This window comes from Lujinxingia litoralis (assembly GCF_003260125.1).
GTDB classification, from domain to species: Bacteria; Myxococcota_A; Bradymonadia; order Bradymonadales; family Bradymonadaceae; genus Lujinxingia; species Lujinxingia litoralis.
In genome coordinates this window covers 318,874-336,727 of sequence record NZ_QHKO01000002.1, presented here as the reverse complement: position 1 = coordinate 336,727, position 17,854 = coordinate 318,874, and the positions used below count along the sequence as shown (strand labels likewise).

Annotated in this window: 10 protein-coding genes; 1 reads left to right on the top strand and 9 read right to left on the bottom strand. The window is 66.7% G+C overall.

Annotation, left to right across the window (positions count from 1 at the left end):
• Positions 1–15 precede the first annotated feature (15 nt).
• The 4 genes from DL240_RS06060 to DL240_RS06045 all read right to left on the bottom strand — a co-directional run bounded on the left by DL240_RS06060 (position 16) and on the right by DL240_RS06045 (position 9,117).
• Positions 16–3,672, bottom strand: coding sequence for an amidohydrolase family protein (locus tag DL240_RS06060; protein WP_146618133.1), 3,657 nt, complete (start codon positions 3,670–3,672; stop codon positions 16–18).
• A 282-nt stretch (positions 3,673–3,954) separates the two neighbouring features.
• Positions 3,955–7,050 (bottom strand): error-prone DNA polymerase, encoded by a 3,096-nt coding sequence (locus tag DL240_RS06055; protein WP_111728976.1) that lies wholly within the window; start codon positions 7,048–7,050, stop codon positions 3,955–3,957.
• A gap of 23 nt (positions 7,051–7,073) precedes the next feature.
• The gene (locus DL240_RS20665) at positions 7,074–8,522 is read right to left on the bottom strand and encodes a Y-family DNA polymerase (protein WP_111728975.1); all 1,449 of its coding nucleotides are present in this window, start codon (positions 8,520–8,522) and stop codon (positions 7,074–7,076) included.
• The gene (locus DL240_RS06045) at positions 8,500–9,117 is read right to left on the bottom strand and encodes a P-loop NTPase family protein (RefSeq protein WP_111728974.1); all 618 of its coding nucleotides are present in this window, start codon (positions 9,115–9,117) and stop codon (positions 8,500–8,502) included. The genes DL240_RS20665 and DL240_RS06045 overlap by 23 nt, the downstream gene beginning before the upstream one ends.
• Positions 9,118–9,400: 283 nt before the next feature.
• On the opposite strand from DL240_RS06045, the gene DL240_RS06040 reads away from it, so the two are divergent.
• Positions 9,401–10,636 (top strand): glycosyltransferase, encoded by a 1,236-nt coding sequence (locus DL240_RS06040; protein WP_111728973.1) that lies wholly within the window; start codon positions 9,401–9,403, stop codon positions 10,634–10,636.
• Positions 10,637–10,648: 12 nt separating this feature from the next.
• Here DL240_RS06040 and galE read toward each other — a convergent pair whose 3' ends face one another.
• From galE to DL240_RS06015, 5 genes are all read right to left on the bottom strand, one after another.
• On the bottom strand, positions 10,649–11,629 hold the full coding sequence (gene galE / locus DL240_RS06035) for a UDP-glucose 4-epimerase GalE (RefSeq protein ID WP_111728972.1): 981 nt from the start codon (positions 11,627–11,629) through the stop codon (positions 10,649–10,651).
• Positions 11,629–12,798 (bottom strand): hypothetical protein, encoded by a 1,170-nt coding sequence (locus tag DL240_RS06030; protein WP_111728971.1) that lies wholly within the window; start codon positions 12,796–12,798, stop codon positions 11,629–11,631. The genes galE and DL240_RS06030 overlap by 1 nt, the downstream gene beginning before the upstream one ends.
• A gap of 68 nt (positions 12,799–12,866) precedes the next feature.
• The gene (locus tag DL240_RS06025) at positions 12,867–14,132 is read right to left on the bottom strand and encodes a glycosyltransferase family 4 protein (RefSeq protein WP_111728970.1); all 1,266 of its coding nucleotides are present in this window, start codon (positions 14,130–14,132) and stop codon (positions 12,867–12,869) included.
• A gap of 114 nt (positions 14,133–14,246) precedes the next feature.
• Positions 14,247–15,740, bottom strand: a complete 1,494-nt coding sequence (locus tag DL240_RS06020) for a M16 family metallopeptidase (RefSeq protein ID WP_111728969.1) — start codon at positions 15,738–15,740, stop codon at positions 14,247–14,249.
• Positions 15,737–17,230: a M16 family metallopeptidase gene (locus DL240_RS06015; protein WP_158542383.1), complete on the bottom strand. Its 1,494-nt coding sequence runs from the start codon at positions 17,228–17,230 to the stop codon at positions 15,737–15,739. Before DL240_RS06015 ends, DL240_RS06020 begins: the two co-directional genes overlap by 4 nt.
• Between the last annotated feature and the right edge of the window lie 624 nt (positions 17,231–17,854).

The following is a 17,854-nucleotide window of genomic DNA, read 5'->3' as shown; positions in this document are numbered from 1 at the left end:
GGCCGCGAAAGCGTATCAGGGCAAGAAGGAGCCCCAGACCAGGTTGTCGATGGTCACCTGACCGCTCTGAATGGAGCGAATCTCCAGGTCGAAGGTACCCGAGATGTTGATGTCTTCGAGCAGGAGTTCGTGGACGGTGGCATCGGCACCGCTGGCGTTGCCGAAGACCTCCGAGGTGCCCACGGAGGTACCGTTGACGAAGACTTCGATCTGGCGGTTGGCGCCGCTGGTAAAGGCTTTGCGCATCTCCAGGCGAAGGGAGTTGATGCCGCCTTCGAGCCCCTGCACGATGAGGGACTTGTCACCACTGCCGCCGAACATCAGGCCACGACCGTCGATGGTGTAGTCGGAGTTCGAGGTTTCGTCGACCAGGCGGCCACCGGTGTAGTTGAAGGTGTAGCCCGAGTCCCCGACGAAGCTGCCGGCACCGTAGGTGTTGCCCGGGCCGTCGAAGTTGATGAAGGACTCACTCTGCTCGTCGGGGGCATTGGCCACGGTGACGTCAGCGCTGAGCGTGGTGGTGCCCAGGGTGGCTTCGAGGGTGTAGTCCCCGGCGCCTTCGTTGAAGGTCAGCGTGATATTGGCGCGTTGCTCGCCAGCGGCGAAGCTGACCTCGGCCGGGAAGGGCAAGGTCGTCTCGACGGGGAGCAGGTTGAGGCTCACCGTCTCACCGGCGGCGCCGGCGGGCAGGTTGAGTTCGAGGTCGAAGTTCACCTGGTCGCCTACGAAGATGGTGTCGGCGCTGGCGCTCAGCGAGGAGAGCTCACGCGGGCTCGCGGCGCTGTAGGTGGTGACCGGAATGGTCAGTGTGACGCCATCAAGCGTGACGCTGATGGTAGCTTCGGCATCCGGGGTGGTGGCGGCAATGGCCACCGTGACGCTCTGCTCACCATCGGCCAGAGTCGCGCTGGTCGGACCCGAGATGATGCCGGCCGGGTTGTAGCTCAGCGCGAGGGTGCTCTCGCCCTGAGAGGCGCGATTCAGCGAGAGGGTCAGCTGGCCATCGGCGCCGTCGGCGTCGATGAAGAGCGCTTCGGGGGATGCTGCGGCGAGGAAGGGGGGGCCACTGACGACATCAAGCTCGGAGCGGGGCTCGACCTTGGAGTTCTCGTTGGCCCAGCGCAGCACACCGGTGATGCTGGCGAAGCTGTTTCCGACCTCGGGCTTGGGATCGATGGTGTACATCAGGTTGTTGATGCGCAGCCCGCTATCGACGGCGAATTCAAAGGGGTTGTCACCCTGGCCGGGGCCGGGGTCGGGGCTGTTGTTGGTGACGGTGACGTCTTCGACGCGGACCAGGACGCCCTCATAGGCCTGACGCAAGGCGCCGTTGTTGGCAACCTCGGCCGGGCTCACTACCGTCGGGGCCGGCAGCGGGTAGCCGCTCTCCAGGATGTTGATGGCGCTGACGTTACCTACCTGGAACTGGCCGTAGAAGAGCGTGGACGAGCCGGTGAGGTCGATGCGGTCGCCGACCTGGGGGAAGACCGTGCCGCCGCGGTTGTAGACGTAGATGCCGCTGTACTGGTCGCCCTGGTAGTCGTCGCTCTGGGGATCGACCTGGACGAAGAACCCTTCACCTTCGGCTACTGCGGTGACGATGACGCCTTCGAAGGTGCCCAGGGAGCCGGGGTCAGTGGTGCCATTTTTGATCGAGTAGATGGAGACCGGGCAGGCTTCACCCTCGCCAAGGAAGGTCTCAGGGCAGGGGCTGCAGGCGTCGCCGTAGGCATCGCCGGAGGTGTTTTCCTGACCGGGGTTAAAGTGAACCGGGCAGTTGTCGGTGTCGTTGGCCACGCCATCGCCGTCGAGATCGTCGGGATCAATGGTGTTGCAGTTCGGATCCTCGCTCAGGGGGCAGGGGTCGCAGATGTCGCCGATGCCGTTGCCGTTGGTGTCGGGCTGCTGGCCGCCGTCCATGGGACGGATGGGGTTGAAGTAGGCCGGGCAGTTATCGACAGCATCCGGGATACCGTCACCGGAATTGTCGGTGTTGTCGGTGAGTCCGGAGTATTCGTTGGGGCGGAAGGGCATGCAGCTGGGCTCGTCGTCGGGCTCACCACAGAAGAAGAGTTCGTAGGCGTTGGAGCTTACCGCCGAGCGAATCGCGCTGAGGGACTTGCCGGCGTCGAGCTCTACGCAGAGGCGGCGACCGCGTTCGCAGACGTCGATCTGCTCACAGCCATCCAACTCGGCGGAATCGACCAGCGCTTCGATGAGTTGAGCGTCGCCGTAGAGCGGCTCGCCGCCGCGGAGCACCAGCACGATGTCGGCAATTTCGGCGTCGATGATCGCGCGGTATGGCAGGCGGTCGGTGCCGTCGAAGATGGTGATATCACCGACGTAGCCCTCTTCCAGGCGTCCGATCTGGTCGCCGGCGCCCATGGCGTCGGCGGCGTTGGCGGTGGCCATCATCCAGAGTTCTTGCTCGGTGAAGGTCTCATCGTAGTAGAGGCGGTTGAGGTAGTCGGCGCACTGCAGTTCGCGGAGCATGTTCATCGAGCCGCTGGCCGACCAGTCGGTGCCCAGGGCAATCGGCACACCGAAGCGCTTGAAGATCGGGGCCTGGGCGGTGTTGCCGTAGAGATCAATGTTGGTACGAGCCGACCACACCAGGGTGGCACCGCGGCGAGCCATCAGGGCGATATCGCGGGTCGAGAGCCCGATGCCGTGGATGATGGAGGTGTTGTCCTGAATCAGGTCGCTGCCGGAGGCGCCGGAAGCGCAGTGGAATTCGTTGTTGGCTTCCGGGTCGATGCCCTCGGAGAGGTGGGGCAGGTAGACGCCGGAGTTGAGGCGGCTTTCGTTGTCGATGTTGGGGTAGTCACAGCCGCTGGCGCGCAGCGTGCCGTTGGAGTCGCCCAGGGGGAAGGTACGGTAGGAGACGTCCACGCCACTTAAGCCCTCGGTGTAGCTGGTGTTATCGAGGTTGCGCAGCATGCCGCTGGCGTCACCGCTTCCCACCGAGCCGACCACGCTGGTGGCGCCGCCAAAGAGCATGCGCAGCTCACCGTAGAGGATCCCCTCGTGGCTGTTATCGGAGCCGGGGCTGGTGTTGATCTGGTCGTGGCCGCGAAGCCCTCGGCGCCAGTCGTGGCGGTGATCAAAGCGCTCTTCGCCGTGAGGACGGGGGTGAGAGAGGGAGTAGGTGATGTGATCGTGGGGGTTGATCAGCCCGGGGGAAATCACGCCGGAGGGGCAGGAGACGATGGTTGCATCCTGAGCCTCGGGGGTGTCGGCGCAGCCGCAGCCGGAGCAGACGATCTGGCGGTTGGGGCTCTGGTCGTTCAGGAGGAGCGAGCCCTCATGGTAGACGTCATCGCCGGCCAGAAGGGTGCCGCGGAAGAGGATATGATCGCCGTTGCCGGGGATGACGACACAGCGCTCGCCCTGGGGGGGCTGGGGCATGGGTTCGTCGCAGGCGATGGCGTCTTCGGGGGGATCGGTGATGTCGACATCGGTATCCGGATCGACATCGGCGTCCGGATCGACGTCAGCGTCCGGATCGACGTCGGTATCTCCGGCATCCGGATCGGGGTCGACATCCTGACCGACATCGGGATTTCGGTCGGGTTCGGGATCACCGCCACAGGCGCTGAGCGCCAATGTGGCTGTGAGTAGCAGGGTTAGAGAAAGGAGCAGCGGTGAGCGTACGGACCTGTCTGGCAACATGGGAAAATACCTCAAGTGAGTCATTCCGTGGGGCGACGCGTTTTGCTGATGTTAAGGTAGTGAAATCCTGGGCGAACTTCATGTCTCCGGGAGAGAGGTTCCGGAGGGAGAGGGGAGTGTGTAGCGCAAGCGGGGGGCCTTTGCTGTCACGACTCGGTGAATTCTCAAGGGGGGGAGGGAGGGGAAGGGAGGTCGGTCATCGACCCTGCCCGGCGTTGTAGCGAGTTGGGGGAAAGGGATCAAGGCGCCCCGGGAAGGAAGGTGCCAAACAGGGAGGGCGGGTCAATGAAAGTCCCGGGAGCGCAGCTTCGGGAGCTCCCGGGGAAGATCGGGGCGCCAGAGCTGGTCGCTGATCAGGTGGGTCACCCCCTGTTCATGTTGCAGGGTGCCGGAGACGCCCAGAAAAGGGGTGGTGCGGGCCAGGACTGCAAAGCGCTCAAAGACGTCGGGGTAGATGATGATGTTGGCCAGGCCGGTCTCATCCTCCAGGGTCATAAAGACCACGCCCGAGGCGGTGGCAGGGCGCTGGCGGCAGATGATGAGTGCGGCGAAGTGGACGCGGCTTTTGTGGGGAAGCGCGCTGAGTTCTTCGGCGCTGGGCAGTCCAAGGGCGCGAAGGTGGGGGCGCAGCTCCTGGAGGGGGTGGCCGTGGGTGCTATGAAAAGAGGTGCGGTGATCCCACTCGATGGCCTCCAGGCGGCTGAGCTTTTGGAAGGCGGGCGTGGGCTCGGGACTTTGGAGAGGGAGGCTTAAGGGGAGGCCGGTTTCGGGGCGTTCGGAGAGTTCCCAGAGGGCCTGGCGGCGGCCGACGCCGATGCTCTGAAGGGCACCGGCTTTGGCCAGACGCTGATGGTCGCTGATGGGGAGGGGCACGCGTGCCCGGAAGTCGGCGATGCTCTCAAAAGGTCCCTTGTTTCGGGCGTTTATGAGGTGTGTGGCGCTGGCGCGGGAGAGGCCGCGCAGCTGGCGCAGGCCCATGCGCAGGGCAAAGGGAAAGGGTGGGGTGTCGGTGGGCTCCAGGGTGCAATCCCACTCCGAGGTGTGAACGTCGATTGGGCGAACGTCCACGCCTCGGCGGCGGGCGTCTTCGACCAGGGTTGAGGGGCTGTAGAAGCCCATGGGCTGCGCATTGAGCAGGGCGGCGGTGAAGACCACCGGGTAGTGGCAGCGCAGCCAGGAGGTGGCGTAGGCCAGGAGTGCAAAGCTGGCGGCGTGGCTCTCGGGGAAGCCGTAATCGGCAAAGCCTTGAATCTGGCTGAAGACACGTTCGGCGAAGTCGGGCTCGATGCCCTTTTGAATCATGCGGGTGATCAGGCGCTCGCGGTGACGTTCGATGTGTCCGTGTTGTTTCCAGGCGGCCATGTCGCGGCGGAGTTGATCGGCCTCTCCGGGGGTGTAGTCCGCAGCAATTACGGCGAGCTTCATCACCTGTTCCTGGAAAAGAGGGATGCCGAGGGTGCGCTCCAGTACCGGGATCAGGCTCGTGTGGGGGTAGTCGATGGGCTCAAGTCCCTGGCGGCGGCGCAGGTAAGGGTGGACCATGCCTCCGGTGATGGGGCCGGGACGTACCAGGCTGATCTCGATGACGAGATCGTAGTAGGTGCGGGGTTTGAGACGCGGAAGCATGGCCATCTGCGCGCGGCTCTCAATCTGGAAGACGCCCAGGGTGTCGCCCCGGCAGAGCATGTCGAAGGTGGCCGGATCTTCGGGGGGGATCGAGGCCAGATCGAGGTGGCGCTGGTGGTGTCTGGCCAGCAATTTAAAAGCGCGATCGAGCATGGTCAGCGCGCCCAGGCCCAGGAGATCGACTTTAAAGAGCCCCAGCGCCTCCACGTCGTATTTATCCCACTGGATGACGGTACGGCCTTCCATAGAAGCGTTTTCGACCGGGACCAGATCGCTGACGCGATCGCGGGCCAGAATAAAGCCACCGGGGTGAATGGAGAGATGGCGGGGGAAGGTGAGGATGGCGTTGGTCAACTCTTCGAGGTGGCGGTGGAGCGGGAGCGTGGGGTCGAGCTCGGCCTGCTCCCAGACCTCGGCGCCGAGCTGACTGCGATGGCCGAGCAGGCGGGCGAGGCGGTCGACCAGCGCCTCGGGGAGCCCCAGCGCTTTGCCCACGTCGCGCACCGCGGAGCGGGGGCGGTAGCGAATGAGGTTGGCGACCATGGCCGCGCGTTGTCGGCCATAGCGGGCGTAAACGTGTTGGATGACTTCTTCGCGGCGCTCGTGGGCGATGTCCAGATCGATATCCGGGGGCTCGGCGCGCTCCGGAGAGATGAAACGCTCAAAGAGCAGCCCCATACGCACCGGATCGACGGCGGTGATGCCCAGGCAGAAGCAGACCGCGGAGTTGGCTGCTGAGCCGCGTCCCTGACAGAGGATCTTCTGCGCGCGGCAGAACTCCACGATCTCCTTCATGGTCAGAAAGTAGCCGGCGTAGTCGAGTTCCTGGATGATGGCGAGTTCGCGTTCAAGATGGGCGAGGACCTGGGAGGGGATCCGGGCGTCGTAGCGCTGACGGGCTCCTTTTAGTGTCAGTGCGCGCAACCAGGAGTCGGGGGTGTGCCCCCGTGGGAGGTCTTCGAGCGGGTAGCTGTAGCGCAGCTCGCTCATGCTGAAGTCGCAGCGCTCGGCGATCTCCAGGGTGCGGGCCAGCAGGTCGGGGCGATCGGCAAAGCGGCGCGCCAGGGCGTCGGGTGGGGTCAGGGTGTAGAGGTCGTTGGGGCGCAGGAGGTGGCCGGCCCTGGAGAGTTCGGTGGTGTGGCGGATGCAGGTCAGGATGTCCTGCAGGGGGCGGCGCGCGGGGTGGTGGTAGAGCACCTCGGTGGCGCCGACGCCGGGCAGGCCCCAGCGTTCGGCGCGGGCCAGCAGCAGGGGTTCGCGGGCCTGCTCCTCCTGGTTCTGGTGGCGGAGGAACAGGGCGTAGAGGCGGTCGTCGAAGGCTTCCTTGAGCAGGCCGGCCGTGGGCGCGGGGAGCTCGTTTTGCCAGAGCAGGCTCTCCGGGCCGCCCCAGAGCGCGAGGAGGTCTTCGGCGTGTTCGGCGACCTCGGTCCAGCTCACCTGACTCTGCCCCTTCTCAGAGCGCAGGCGTCCCCGGGTGATCAGCGCGCTTAAGCCCGCGTAGCCCTTGCGGGTCTGCGCCAGAAGCACGATGGAGGTGCCGTCATCGACGCTGATCTGGGCGCCGGTGATGAGCTTGAGCGCGCGGGTTTTGGCCCGCTGGTAGGCGCTTACCGTGCCGTAGAAGCCGTCGCGATCGGTGAGCGCGAGTGCCGGCAGGCCCAGATCGGCGCCTTGATCGACGAGCTCCTCGGGGTGGCTGGCGCCCTCCAGGAAAGAGGCGTTGGATTTGCAGAAGAGCGGAGCGTAGAGCATGAGCGCGAGGGGGAGGCGGGGGGTTAGAACTCGGCGTGCACGTACCAGCGGTGGCGGCGGTGATCGTAGAAGGTCCAGATCAGGCGCTCGTCCTCGGTGACCATGAGGTGGTAGTCGCGATGAATCTCGCGCACCCACCAGCCACCGCAGATGGTGTGTGGCCCCTGGCGCGTGCTCACGCCGGGGAGTGAGCGCAGGCGCTGTGGTGAGGGATAGAAACGGCGCACGGCCTGTGGGTGGGGAGCGCTCGGGGGAGAGGGGAGGGGGATGCGTGGGAGGGGCTCCAGGACGAAGCGCCCCTCGGGAAGGTGGGCCTGGCGAAGGCGCACTCGCTGGACGACCTCGGTGCCAAAATGTGCGCGCAGCCGGGCCAGAGCCCGGTTGGCGGCCTCGATATCGCGGGTGCTCCGGGCCGCGCCTCCCAGGTCCAGGCGGAGCTGCTCGGTGCAGGTGCGCTCGCCATGGGCCACCAGGGTCAGGTGGGTCACGCCGGCGGGAAGCTCCAGGCTCTCCAGGCGAAGCCAGATCAGATCGGAGATTGTCAGCGCATCAAGGGTGGGCTCGGCAGGTTCAATGCGTTCGCTCAGGGCGGGGTGGTGGTCGAGTTCGAAGTGAAGATTGAGCGCGACGAGTTTGTCGTGGGTCTCCTCCAGGCTGCGAAGCAGGGGGTGAAGGTGGCCTTTGAGCAGAAAAAGGAGGCGGTGGGTGTTGCGCTCGGCGTAGTCCAGGTGGTGGTCCACCTGCGCCGGCGCTTTGAGCGTAAAGGGTTCAATGGGAAGCTCCCGGTCGCCGCGGGCCTGTCGGTAGAGCTCCACCAGCGCGGGGCTGAGTCGGCGGTGGAGCCCCTGAGCCGGCAGGGCCAGAAGATCATCGAGGGTGTGCAGGCCCAGGTGGGTCAAAAGTTCGCGGTCGGCCCGGGGCAGATCCAGGGCGGTGAGGCGGGCCTGGCCGGCGGCCCGGCGCTCGGCCTCCGGAGTGTCAAAGGCCCCGGAGGTGTCGGCGGTGCGGGCGATGACGTAGGTCAGCGCGCGGCGAAAGCCCACCGCCAGGGTGACGCGGATATCAAAGCGCTCAAAGATACGCCGGCGCAGGGGGCCGGCCCACTGGCGCCAGTCCGGGTAGAGGCGGCCCAGCCCGGAGGCATTGAGCCAGAAGAGCCCCGGGAGCTCCTGGTGGCGCTCCACCTGAGGCGAATACTCTCCGAGGGCCTGCGCCAGGGTGTCGGCAAGCGACGCCACCTGGTCTGGATCCACCGTGCCGGCGCGCAGCGCCGGGATCAGTGCCAGGGCTTCCCCGTAGTGCATTCCCCGGCTCAGGCCGGCCTGACGCGCGCTGGCATTGAGCCCGACCAGACGCCCCTGAGGGTGGTCGCGATCCAGGAGTGCGGCCGGCCCCTGGCGCCAGTCCGGATGGCTGCGCAGGAGCACCTGCAGCGGGAAGTCGGCGGCGTTAACGCAGGCCCAGCGGTCCATCAAAATCCTCCACCAGGCGATGGCCCGGGCCTCGGCATTTGTCTTTGAGGATCGTCAACTCGGCCTGTAGCTCGCGCGGATCGAGTCGGATCCAGCGTGCCTGGGCCCGCAGCGCGATCAGCGAGCTGAGCGAATCTTCGTGCGGGGATTTATGGCTCAAGAAGAGCAGCGCGCTGGCGTGAGTTTCGGCCAGGCGAAGCAGCCGCCCCATCAGCGGAGCGGGCAAGAAGCTGCGCGGGGGCAGATCGACGATCACCAGCCCGAAGGCGCCGCTGCGCAGGAGCTTGTCGGCGGCCCGGGCGGCCTGACGGGGCTCGGCCAGGTTGATGATCGGCAGCGCCTCCCAGTCCAGTCCCCAGGCCGCGGCGTCGGGCGGGTAAAAGAGGCGAGCGGTGGAGCCCACCCAGGCCGTCGGCTCCTGCGCGCGCTGGGCCTCGGCGATAAGTTTGAGGGCGATGGAGACCCCGGCGGCCGACTGCGCGCTGAGCTCGCTGAGTTTTCCTTTGAGGGTGCTCAGCTCCCAGCGCGCGTGCTCTTCGGCGCGCAGGAGCTCGGTGCCCCGGCGAATCCGGGGCAGAGCGACGAGGTTGGTCATCGGATCATCTCACACAGGGCAGTCATTTGGAGTGCATTCACCTGAAGCACAGGCAGGGCAGCGGGCGCCGCTACATGTGTTCAGTAACTATATGCCTGTGCAGATGTCTGGCAAATGATTTTCATCAAAAAAGCGCAAAGAGCCTGCGCCGGGGGGAAGGCTTCAAGGGGGCCGAAAGGCGATCGGGGGACTGCCCCTTTACTCAATCTGCGCCCGGTTGATAAGCACAGGCGCGCTGCGCGCTAAAGGCAGCGATGGCGATGACCCCGAACGAGATGAAACCATGCGTGTTGCCGTTGTGACCGGAGCCTTTCCGGCCTTAAGTCAGACCTTTGTGCTCAACCAGATCACGGGCCTCATCGATCGAGGCTGTGAGGTCACGATTCTGGCCGATCCGCCCCGTAAGGCCGAGAAGGTGCATCCGGATGTGGAGCGCTACGGGCTGATGGCGCGCACGGTGTACTGGACACAGCTGGGGCAACCGGCGCCCGATCAGGCGTTGGATGGGGTGCGCGCGCTGGTGCTCTCCAGGAAGCGGCGCCTGCTCAAAGGGGCGCTCCAGGCGGTGGGCTCGACCCGGCGCCACGAAGCCCGGCTCTCGGCGGCGTTGATGGTTAAGGCTGCGCACTTAAGCCGGCTCAAGCCCTTTGATGTGGTGCTCTGCCACTTCGGAAACCTGGGGCGGGAGTGCCAGATCTTAAGGGAGATGGGCGCGCTCCAGGGGCGGCTGGCCGTGTTCTTTCATGGCTACGATATGAGCGTGTTTCCCCGGGAGCGGGGCCCGGGCGTGTATCGGGAACTCTTTAAGGGGGCGGACCTGCTCTTGCCGATCAGTGAGCACTGGGAGCGTGAGCTGATCGCGATGGGGGCTCCTCGTCACAAGATCGCCGTGCACCGGATGGGCATCGATACCACGCGCTTTGAGTTTAAGGCTCGCCGCCCCGATGAGGGGGGGCAGGTGCGGCTGCTGACCATCGGGCGTCTGGTGGAGAAAAAAGGCGTGAGCTACGCGCTGGAGGCCTTTGCCCGGGTTCGAGAGCGCTATCCGGGGGCTCGCTACCATATTGCGGGTGACGGTCCGCTGAGTGAGTCGCTCAAAGCACGGGCCCGGGAGCTGAACCTGGGAGACGCGGTGGATTTTTTGGGGTGGAAGCACCAGGACGAGATCATTGAGCTCCTCTCCGACCACCATGTCTTGCTGACCCCGAGCGTGCGGGCGGCCAACGGCGATATGGAAGGGCTGCCGGTGGTGTTGATGGAGGGGCTGGCCACGGGGATGCCGGTGATCAGCACGCATCACAGCGGGATTCCGGAGCTGATTCGCCATGAGGAATCCGGGCTGCTGGCCGAGGAGCGCGATGTGGAGGGGCTGGCCCGGGCGCTGGCGACTTTGCTCGATGCGCCGCAGGACTGGGAGGGCTACGGGCAGCGCGGCCGGGCGATTGTGGAGGAGGAGTTTGCCATTGAGGGGCTCAACGACCGGCTGGTCGAGCGTTTGCGGGAGCTGGCCGGCCGCTGAGCCCTCCTGATCTCAGGCGCGGGTCTGGGCCTCCCAGTCCAGGGCGCTTTTGACGATCGTTTCCAGATCGTCATGGCGCGGCTCCCAGCCGGTGGCCTGGCGCAGGCGCGTGGGGTCGGAGATGAGCTCGGGAGGATCACCGGCGCGGCGCGGGCTCTGGGTGACGTTGAGCTTTTTGCCGACCACGCGCTCCACCGCGGAGACGACCTGGCGCACGGAGTAGCCGTGGCCGTAGCCGCAGTTGAACACCGCGCTGGTCTTGTGCTCTGCGAGAAACTCCAGCGCGCGCAGGTGGGCGTCGGCCAGGTCGCTGACGTGAATGTAGTCGCGCACGCAGGTGCCATCGTCGGTGGGGTAGTCGGTGCCAAAGATGGCCATCGACTCGCGCTGACCGGTGGCCAGCTGGCAGGCGACCTTGATCAGGTGGGTGGCCTGCGGGGTGGATTGCCCGGTGCGCCCGGCCGGATCGGCCCCGGCGACGTTGAAGTAGCGCAGCGCCACATAGTTCAGGGGGTGCGCTCGGGAGACGTCTTCCAGCATCCACTCGGTCATCAGCTTGGAGCGACCGTAGGGGTTGATCGGCCGGGTGGGGGAGTCTTCGGTGACCGGCAGGTGTGCGGGCTCCCCATAGACCGCGGCCGTCGAGGAGAACACAAAGCGGGGGACGCCGGCGGTCACCGCGGCTTCCAAAAGCGTGCGGGTCCGGGTGGTGTTGTTGTCGTAGTATTTCAGCGGGTTTTCGACCGACTCGGGCACCACGATGCTGCCGGCGAAGTGCAGAATGGCGTCGACCGTGTGATTGGTGAAGAGACGCTTTAAGAGGACGGCATCTCCCACATCGCCGATCACCAGTCGGGCCTGAGGCGGGATGTTTTCGCGCACCCCGGTGGAGAGGTTGTCGAGGATCACGACGTGGTGCCCGGCGTCGACAAGGGCCCAGGCCACGTGGCTTCCGATGTAGCCGGCGCCGCCGGTCACGAGGAGGGTGGACATCAAAGCTCCAGAGGTTCGAGGGGGGAAAGGGCCGCCTGGTGGCGGTCGATGGCATGGTTGAGCGTCTGACTGGCCTGGCCGAGTTTCGGATAGAGGGGGCTCTTCTCCAGCGCGGCGCGGCCCAGGGAGAGTGCGGTGGCCAGTGGTTTTAATGCGCCTTTGTAGAGGGTGAACTCCGCGGCCCGGGGGGCTTTGCGCCGCGCCGGGGCCGGGCGCACATAGAAGCGGGCCACGTGCTGCCAGAAGCGCGCCGGGGCCTGGCGCACGTGGGCCAGGGCCGCCGCATCGTCGAGCTGCCACCAGGGCTCGCCGGCGATGCCGGTGACGCGGTTGGTGATCACCCGGGCCCCCAGAAAACGCGCTTCCAGGGGCATGCGTCCGGCGGCCTCAAAGGCCTGGGGCAGGTAGATGAAGCTCTGAGAGTGTGCCAGGACGTCGAGCACCTGCGGGGGCCGCAGGTGCCGAATGATAAAGGGTTCGATGGCGTGGGTGCGGCAGAGTTCAAGTGCTTCTTGAAAGCCTTTGGAGGCCGAACCCGAGTAGCAGATGGTGGCCCGATGCTCCCGGGGCGGCTCGTCCTGGCGAGTCGGGTCGGCCCGGCGGTCGAGGCGCTCAAAGAACGCGCGGTTCATCAGCGAGGAGCCCAGGATGGCGTGGGGGGCCCCCTGGTAATAGGGGTTTTTCGCGTAGTGACGGCGCTGGTTCTCGGTGAGAAAGATCGCGCCCAGGGCCGAAGCAAAGAGGGTGTGCACCGCCGGGTTGGGGCAGGTGCAGGTGGCGCCCCGGCGGTGCATCGCGTCGTGGGCCGAGGGGAAGTTTCCGCGCCAGCGGCACAGGCGCAGATCGTGCTCAAAGAGCACATGGCGGCCGTGGGCGGCCAGCGCCTCCAAAAGGCGCGGGGAGGCGGCCTCCAGGTTGCCCAGGATCAAGAGGTCGAAGTCGGCCACCTCCTCCGGTCGGAGCTCGGCGGTGCGCAGGCAGGTCACCGGGATCGGGGCGGCTTCCAGGGCGGCGGCGTCCGTGAGTTCGGCGCCCCCGGGGTAGGGCTCATCCGGGGTGCGCGGGGCGTCGGCGAACTGGTCGGCCACAAAGGCCACCCGGGCCCCGGCCAGAATCTCGGCGGCGCTCGCCAGTGGCGAGGGGGCTTTGGTGGGGGGGCGTTCTACCACGGGGGATCCTTGCGTCGGGGGCTGCGGTCGGGGTGAAGGGCCACAGGCCGGTCATCAACTGGGGGGCTTCAGGGCGTTGCCAATATCCGCTGGTAGACGGCAGCGGTCTCCCGGGCGCAGCGCTCCCAGGAGAAGGTGGCCGCACGTTCTTGGCCACGGGCGCGCAGCTCGCGCAGGCGCGACTCCGGGGGCTCCGCGGCAAAGAGCGCGGCGAGTTCCCGGGCCCAGTCCCGGGCCGAGTTCGGATCGGCCAGGATCGCGGCGTCGCCCACCACTTCGGGCAGGCTGGATTGCGCCGCGGCGATCACCGGGCAGCCACAGGCCATGGCCTCCAGCGCCTGCAGTCCAAAGCCCTCGGCCAGCGAGGGATAGCAGAACACGCGGGCCGCCGCATAGAGGGCGGGGAGATCGGCGTCGTCGACAAATCCCGTCCAGCGCAGGCGATGGGACTGCCCCAGGCGGGCGGCCAGGCGTTCGTGGTCCTGGCGAGCCGCCTCGTCGATGCCCCCGGCCAGGACCAGCTCCAGCTCCACTGAGGCCGGCAGCTCGGCCAGCGCGCGGATCAGCAGCGGGGTGTTTTTGCGATAATCGTAGCCCCCCAGGTAGAGCGCGAAGGGCTTTTGAAGGTTGAAGCGTTGCTTGAGGTTGTTGATCGCCTTCTCGGATGGCGGCCGAAAATGGCCGTGATCGATGCCATTGGGCACCACCGTGATGCGTTCCGGGGATACGTTAAAGCGTTGCTTGAGCTCATCGGCGGTGGCCTGGCTGATGGCGATGATATGGTCCAGGGCCTGCCAGCGCCGGCGCAGCTTCATGTAGTGGTGGTAGACCTGCCAGTAGCGATGCCCCTTACCCATGTAGTGTTCGGGGAACTGCAGGGGGATGAGGTCGTGGCAGGTGATCACGGTTTTTAGTCCGGGCCCCACCGGCGCCGACCAGGGCTCGGTGGCGTGGTAGAGGCGAGCCCCGGCGCCGCTGAGTTCGGCATGGAGCCGGAGCTCGTTGAGTAAGAATCGGCCCAGATGCGTGGTGCGGGGACGGCGCAGGGTCCAGGTCGCAAAGCCCTCGGGTAGCGCCCTGTCCGAGGGGCCGTCGGTCCGGCGTGCCGCACTCGTTGGCGAGGCGTCGGGGTGCAGGCGCAGGAGCGCGGCCGAGGGAGGCTCCTCCAGCCGGCCCATGGCGCTTACGAGCCCGTGCACGTAGCGGCCGATGCCGCGGTTGCGGTGGCCGGTGTCCAACGCGGTGGCGTCGATGACGATCGGGGCGTGTCGGGGCGCGTCGAGCCCCGGCAGCAGGTGGGGGCGGAGTCGGGAGAGGAGGGGGGGAGAGGTCATAACGAGCTGCGGGGGTGGGGCGCGGGCGGCAGCGGCCGCGCCGGGGATCTACCGGGAGAGGCGACCAGGGCCCGGGGGAGGAGCCCCCTTCGCCCTGGTCGCTCGCCAGACGCTTTAAGGCGCGGCCGGCGCGTCGCTCTCTTCACCGAGCACCTGGTCGGCGTCGACCTCATCGGTGGCCTGCGGGCTCACGCCAAAGATCTCCGCGGGGAGCTCGGAGGGCTCGCCAACCGCGGCGAACTGGTAGGTGTTGATGTAGGTCTGCGCCACGCGCTGGATGTCGGCCGGGGTGACCGCGTTGATGGCATCCAGGAAGGTGTCGACCTCCTGCCAGCCGCCGCCCAGCAGTTCGTGGTCGGCCAGCATGCCGGCCTGGCTGGCGTTGGTCTGCAGGTTCATGTAGTGGCCGGTCAAAAAGACGTTGCGAATCTTCTCGAGGGCCAGCGGGTCGAGGCGCTCGTTTTGCAGGCGCGCCACCTCGTCGAACATCACCGGCAGCGTGGCCGCCGGGTCGGTCGCCGTGACGTAGAGGTAGCCGAAGTTGGCCTTGCGCGTGGCCATGCCCGCCGAGACCGCGTAGGTGAGGTTGCGTTTGGTGCGGACCTCCTCAAAGAGACGATCGCGCAGGTAGCGGGTGGCCAGGAGCATCGCCGGGTAGTCGGCATGATCCAGGGCCGGGGCGCCAAAGTACCCCATGATGTAGTTGGTCGGGATCTCCTGGGCTTCGATGCGCAGCGCGCGTTCGCTATGCACCACCGCCGGCACCGCCGGCGCCTCGGCGCCGGTCGGCGCCAGTCGTCCGAAGCTCGCCGCCACGCGCTTGATGAGCTGGTCGTGGTCGATGTTGCCCACCACCACCAGGAGCATCCGGTCGGGCTGCAGGAGGCTGCGCTGCCAGGCCTGCAGCTCCGCGGTGGTCAGGGCGCTGACCGATTCCACCGTGCCGACCTGGCGATTGGCATAGGGGTGACCGGCGAAGTAGAGGTCGCTGACCATCTCGCCGACCAGCGCGTCGGGGCTGTCGCGTACGCTTTCGATCTCGGCGATCTGGCGGGCGCGGCGCAGCTCGACCTCCTCATCGGGGAAGGCCGGCTCCAGCACCGCCTGGGTGAAGAGCTCCCAGGTGGGCTCAAAATGCTCGACCACCGAGCGCATGGAGATGCCCGAGTAATCGGCCGCGGCAAAGGAGCCGATGGAGGCCCCGATGGCGTCGAGCTGTGCGTTAAAGGCGTCTTTGGGCGTGGAGGCGGTGCCCCCGCCGGCGGCCACGCTCAAGGAGAGGCGCTCAATGCCGGCGATGCTCGCGCTTAGGTCGGCCTGCCCCCCGGCGGTGAGCAGCCGGGCGACGACCACCTGGTTGGCGGGCGTGTTCATGTGGATGACCTTGAGCGCCCCCACGCGGGTGGCGCGGATGGTCTCGGTCGAGCCCAGGTCCTCGATGGTGGGCTGGCCCTCGATCCACTGCAGCTCGCGCAGCTCGGGGATCGGGCGCTCGGCGCTGGCCAGGGTGCTCTCCACCGGCGCCTGGTCGGGCGCGGGGGCGGGGGAGGCGCAGGCCGCCACAAGCGCGGCCAGGGTCAGAGCGGTGATGGGACGGGTGATCTTCATGGCTGACCTCCTTGGCGGGCTTCGGTGGCTTGTGGGGCGTCTTCGGCGATGCGGGCGCGTACGCGTTCCACGACCTCCTGGAGGCGTTCCTCGCTCAGGCCCAGCTCTTCGATATGCGCCGGGCTGGCCAGGGCGCCGACCACCATGGGCTGGCCCTCAAGGTAGGTGCGCACGTAGTTGGCGATGTCGTCGCGGGTGATGGCCTGCAGATCCGCGATGTAGCTGCGGTAGTAGTCGAGCCCGGCCACCGCCCACCAGAAGGTGACGGTGTGAGCAAAGGAGCTGGTCTGCTCGCGGCCGTAGATCTCCTGAACGGCCAGGATGGTCTTGGCCGCCTCCAGCTGCTCGTCGGTGAAGTAGTCCGGATCGGCAAAGCGGGAGACCTCGATGAGAGCGGCCTCCAGCGCGGCGTAGAAGGTGTCGGGGAGGGTCTGGGCCGTCAGGCTGATCGGACCGGTGAAGGCCTGGGTGTAGTAGCTCAGCGAGGCTCCCAGGGTGAGCTGGCTGTCGATGAGCTCTTTGTAGAAGCGGCTGGTCGGCTGGCTCAGGATAAAGCTCAACACGTCGGCGGCGTGCGTGGCCACCGGGTCTTCGCCCACCGAGGGGCCATGCCAGTTGAGCTGGAACACCGGCATCTGCACCTCGCGCTCGACCACCACAAAGGCGTCGCCCTCCAGGGGGGGATGGGGCGGCACCGGCTCGACCTCAAAGGGGTCGGGCCCGCGCTCCCACTTGCCAAAGATGCTCTCGACGGTGGCAAAGGCCTCCGCGGGCTCCACATCGCCGGCGACCATGATCACCGAGTTGTTGGGCACGTAGTAGAGCTCCTTCATGCGGGTCATCTGCGCCACGGTGGCCGCGGTGATGGCCTCGCGCGAGCCCAGCGGGTCTTTGCGCGCCGGGTAGCGGTACCACAACAGGCTCTCCACCCCGCGGTTCAGCCAGTAATAGGGGCTCGACTCGGCGCGGTCGGCCTCGCCAAGGACCACCTCTTTCTCCCGGGCAAACTCCGCCTCGTCGAAGTTTGGCGAGACGGTGGCGTCGTACATAAACTCCAGCCCGGGCTGGAGGTTGTCGGCCGGCAGGGTGAAGAAGTAGTTGACGCGCTCGCTGCTGGTGGTGCCGTTGAACACGATGCCCAGCTCGCGCATCCGCTCCAGGTAGGCCTCCTGGTTGGGGATGACGGCGTTGCCCTTAAAGAACATGTGCTCGTAGAGGTGGCTCAAGCCGTTGAGCTCGGGCGTCTCGGTGTAGGCGCCATTTTTGACCGTGAGCTCGATGGTCACGATGGGCACCGAGGGGTCGGGGATCACCAGCACATCCAGACCGTTGTCCAGCGTGCGGCTCTCCATGAGCTCGCCGGCTTCCTGTGTTTGCTGCGCCGAGGCCGGGGCGTGCAGGGCGGGGGTCAGGCTCAGCGCCAGCGCGCCGGCCAGGACCAGGGCGGCTCGGGAGCTGCACCTGGTAATCGCATTAAGAGGGGGGGTCATGCCTTCTCCGGGGTTTGAATCCATTCATTTGATGCGGCGCATCATCGGGCGAAGACCAGCGTCGGCAGGTGTATCACCGCCGCCGAGCCCTGCCAACCGGGCCGGCCGCGGCCCTGGCGAGCGCGAAGGTGCGCGCCGCCCGGCGATTGACAACGGGGATGCCGGGCGGTCTCCCGCTCTCCGGTGGTCACCCCAAAAGTGACGCGATGCGTGCCCCCGGGCCCGGGACTCGTCCGAGAGGCGGAACTGCCGATCGGCCAGTATTTATGCGCTTAGGTGAGCGTAGTTTAAAATGAAAAACGCGTCGCGAAGGCTTTGATGGGGGCCCGGGGAGGTGCCGCCAGGCTGGCGAAGGCTTTGATGGGGACCTGAAGAGGCGCAACCGGGCTGCGAAGGCTTATGCGGGCGTTTTGCGGTGCCTTAAGGGGCTGCGAAGGCTTAAGCGGGCGTTTTGCGGTGCCTTAAGGGGCTGCGAAGGCTTAAGCGGGGGCTTCGGCAGCCGGAGCGGGGCTGGCGAAGGCTTAAGCGGGCGTTTTGCGAAGCCTTAAAAGGCTGCGAAGGCATAAGTCGGTGTGGTTCAAATGCAGCAGGGGTGGAGAGAGGGTCTGCGGCCCGAGTTTTAAG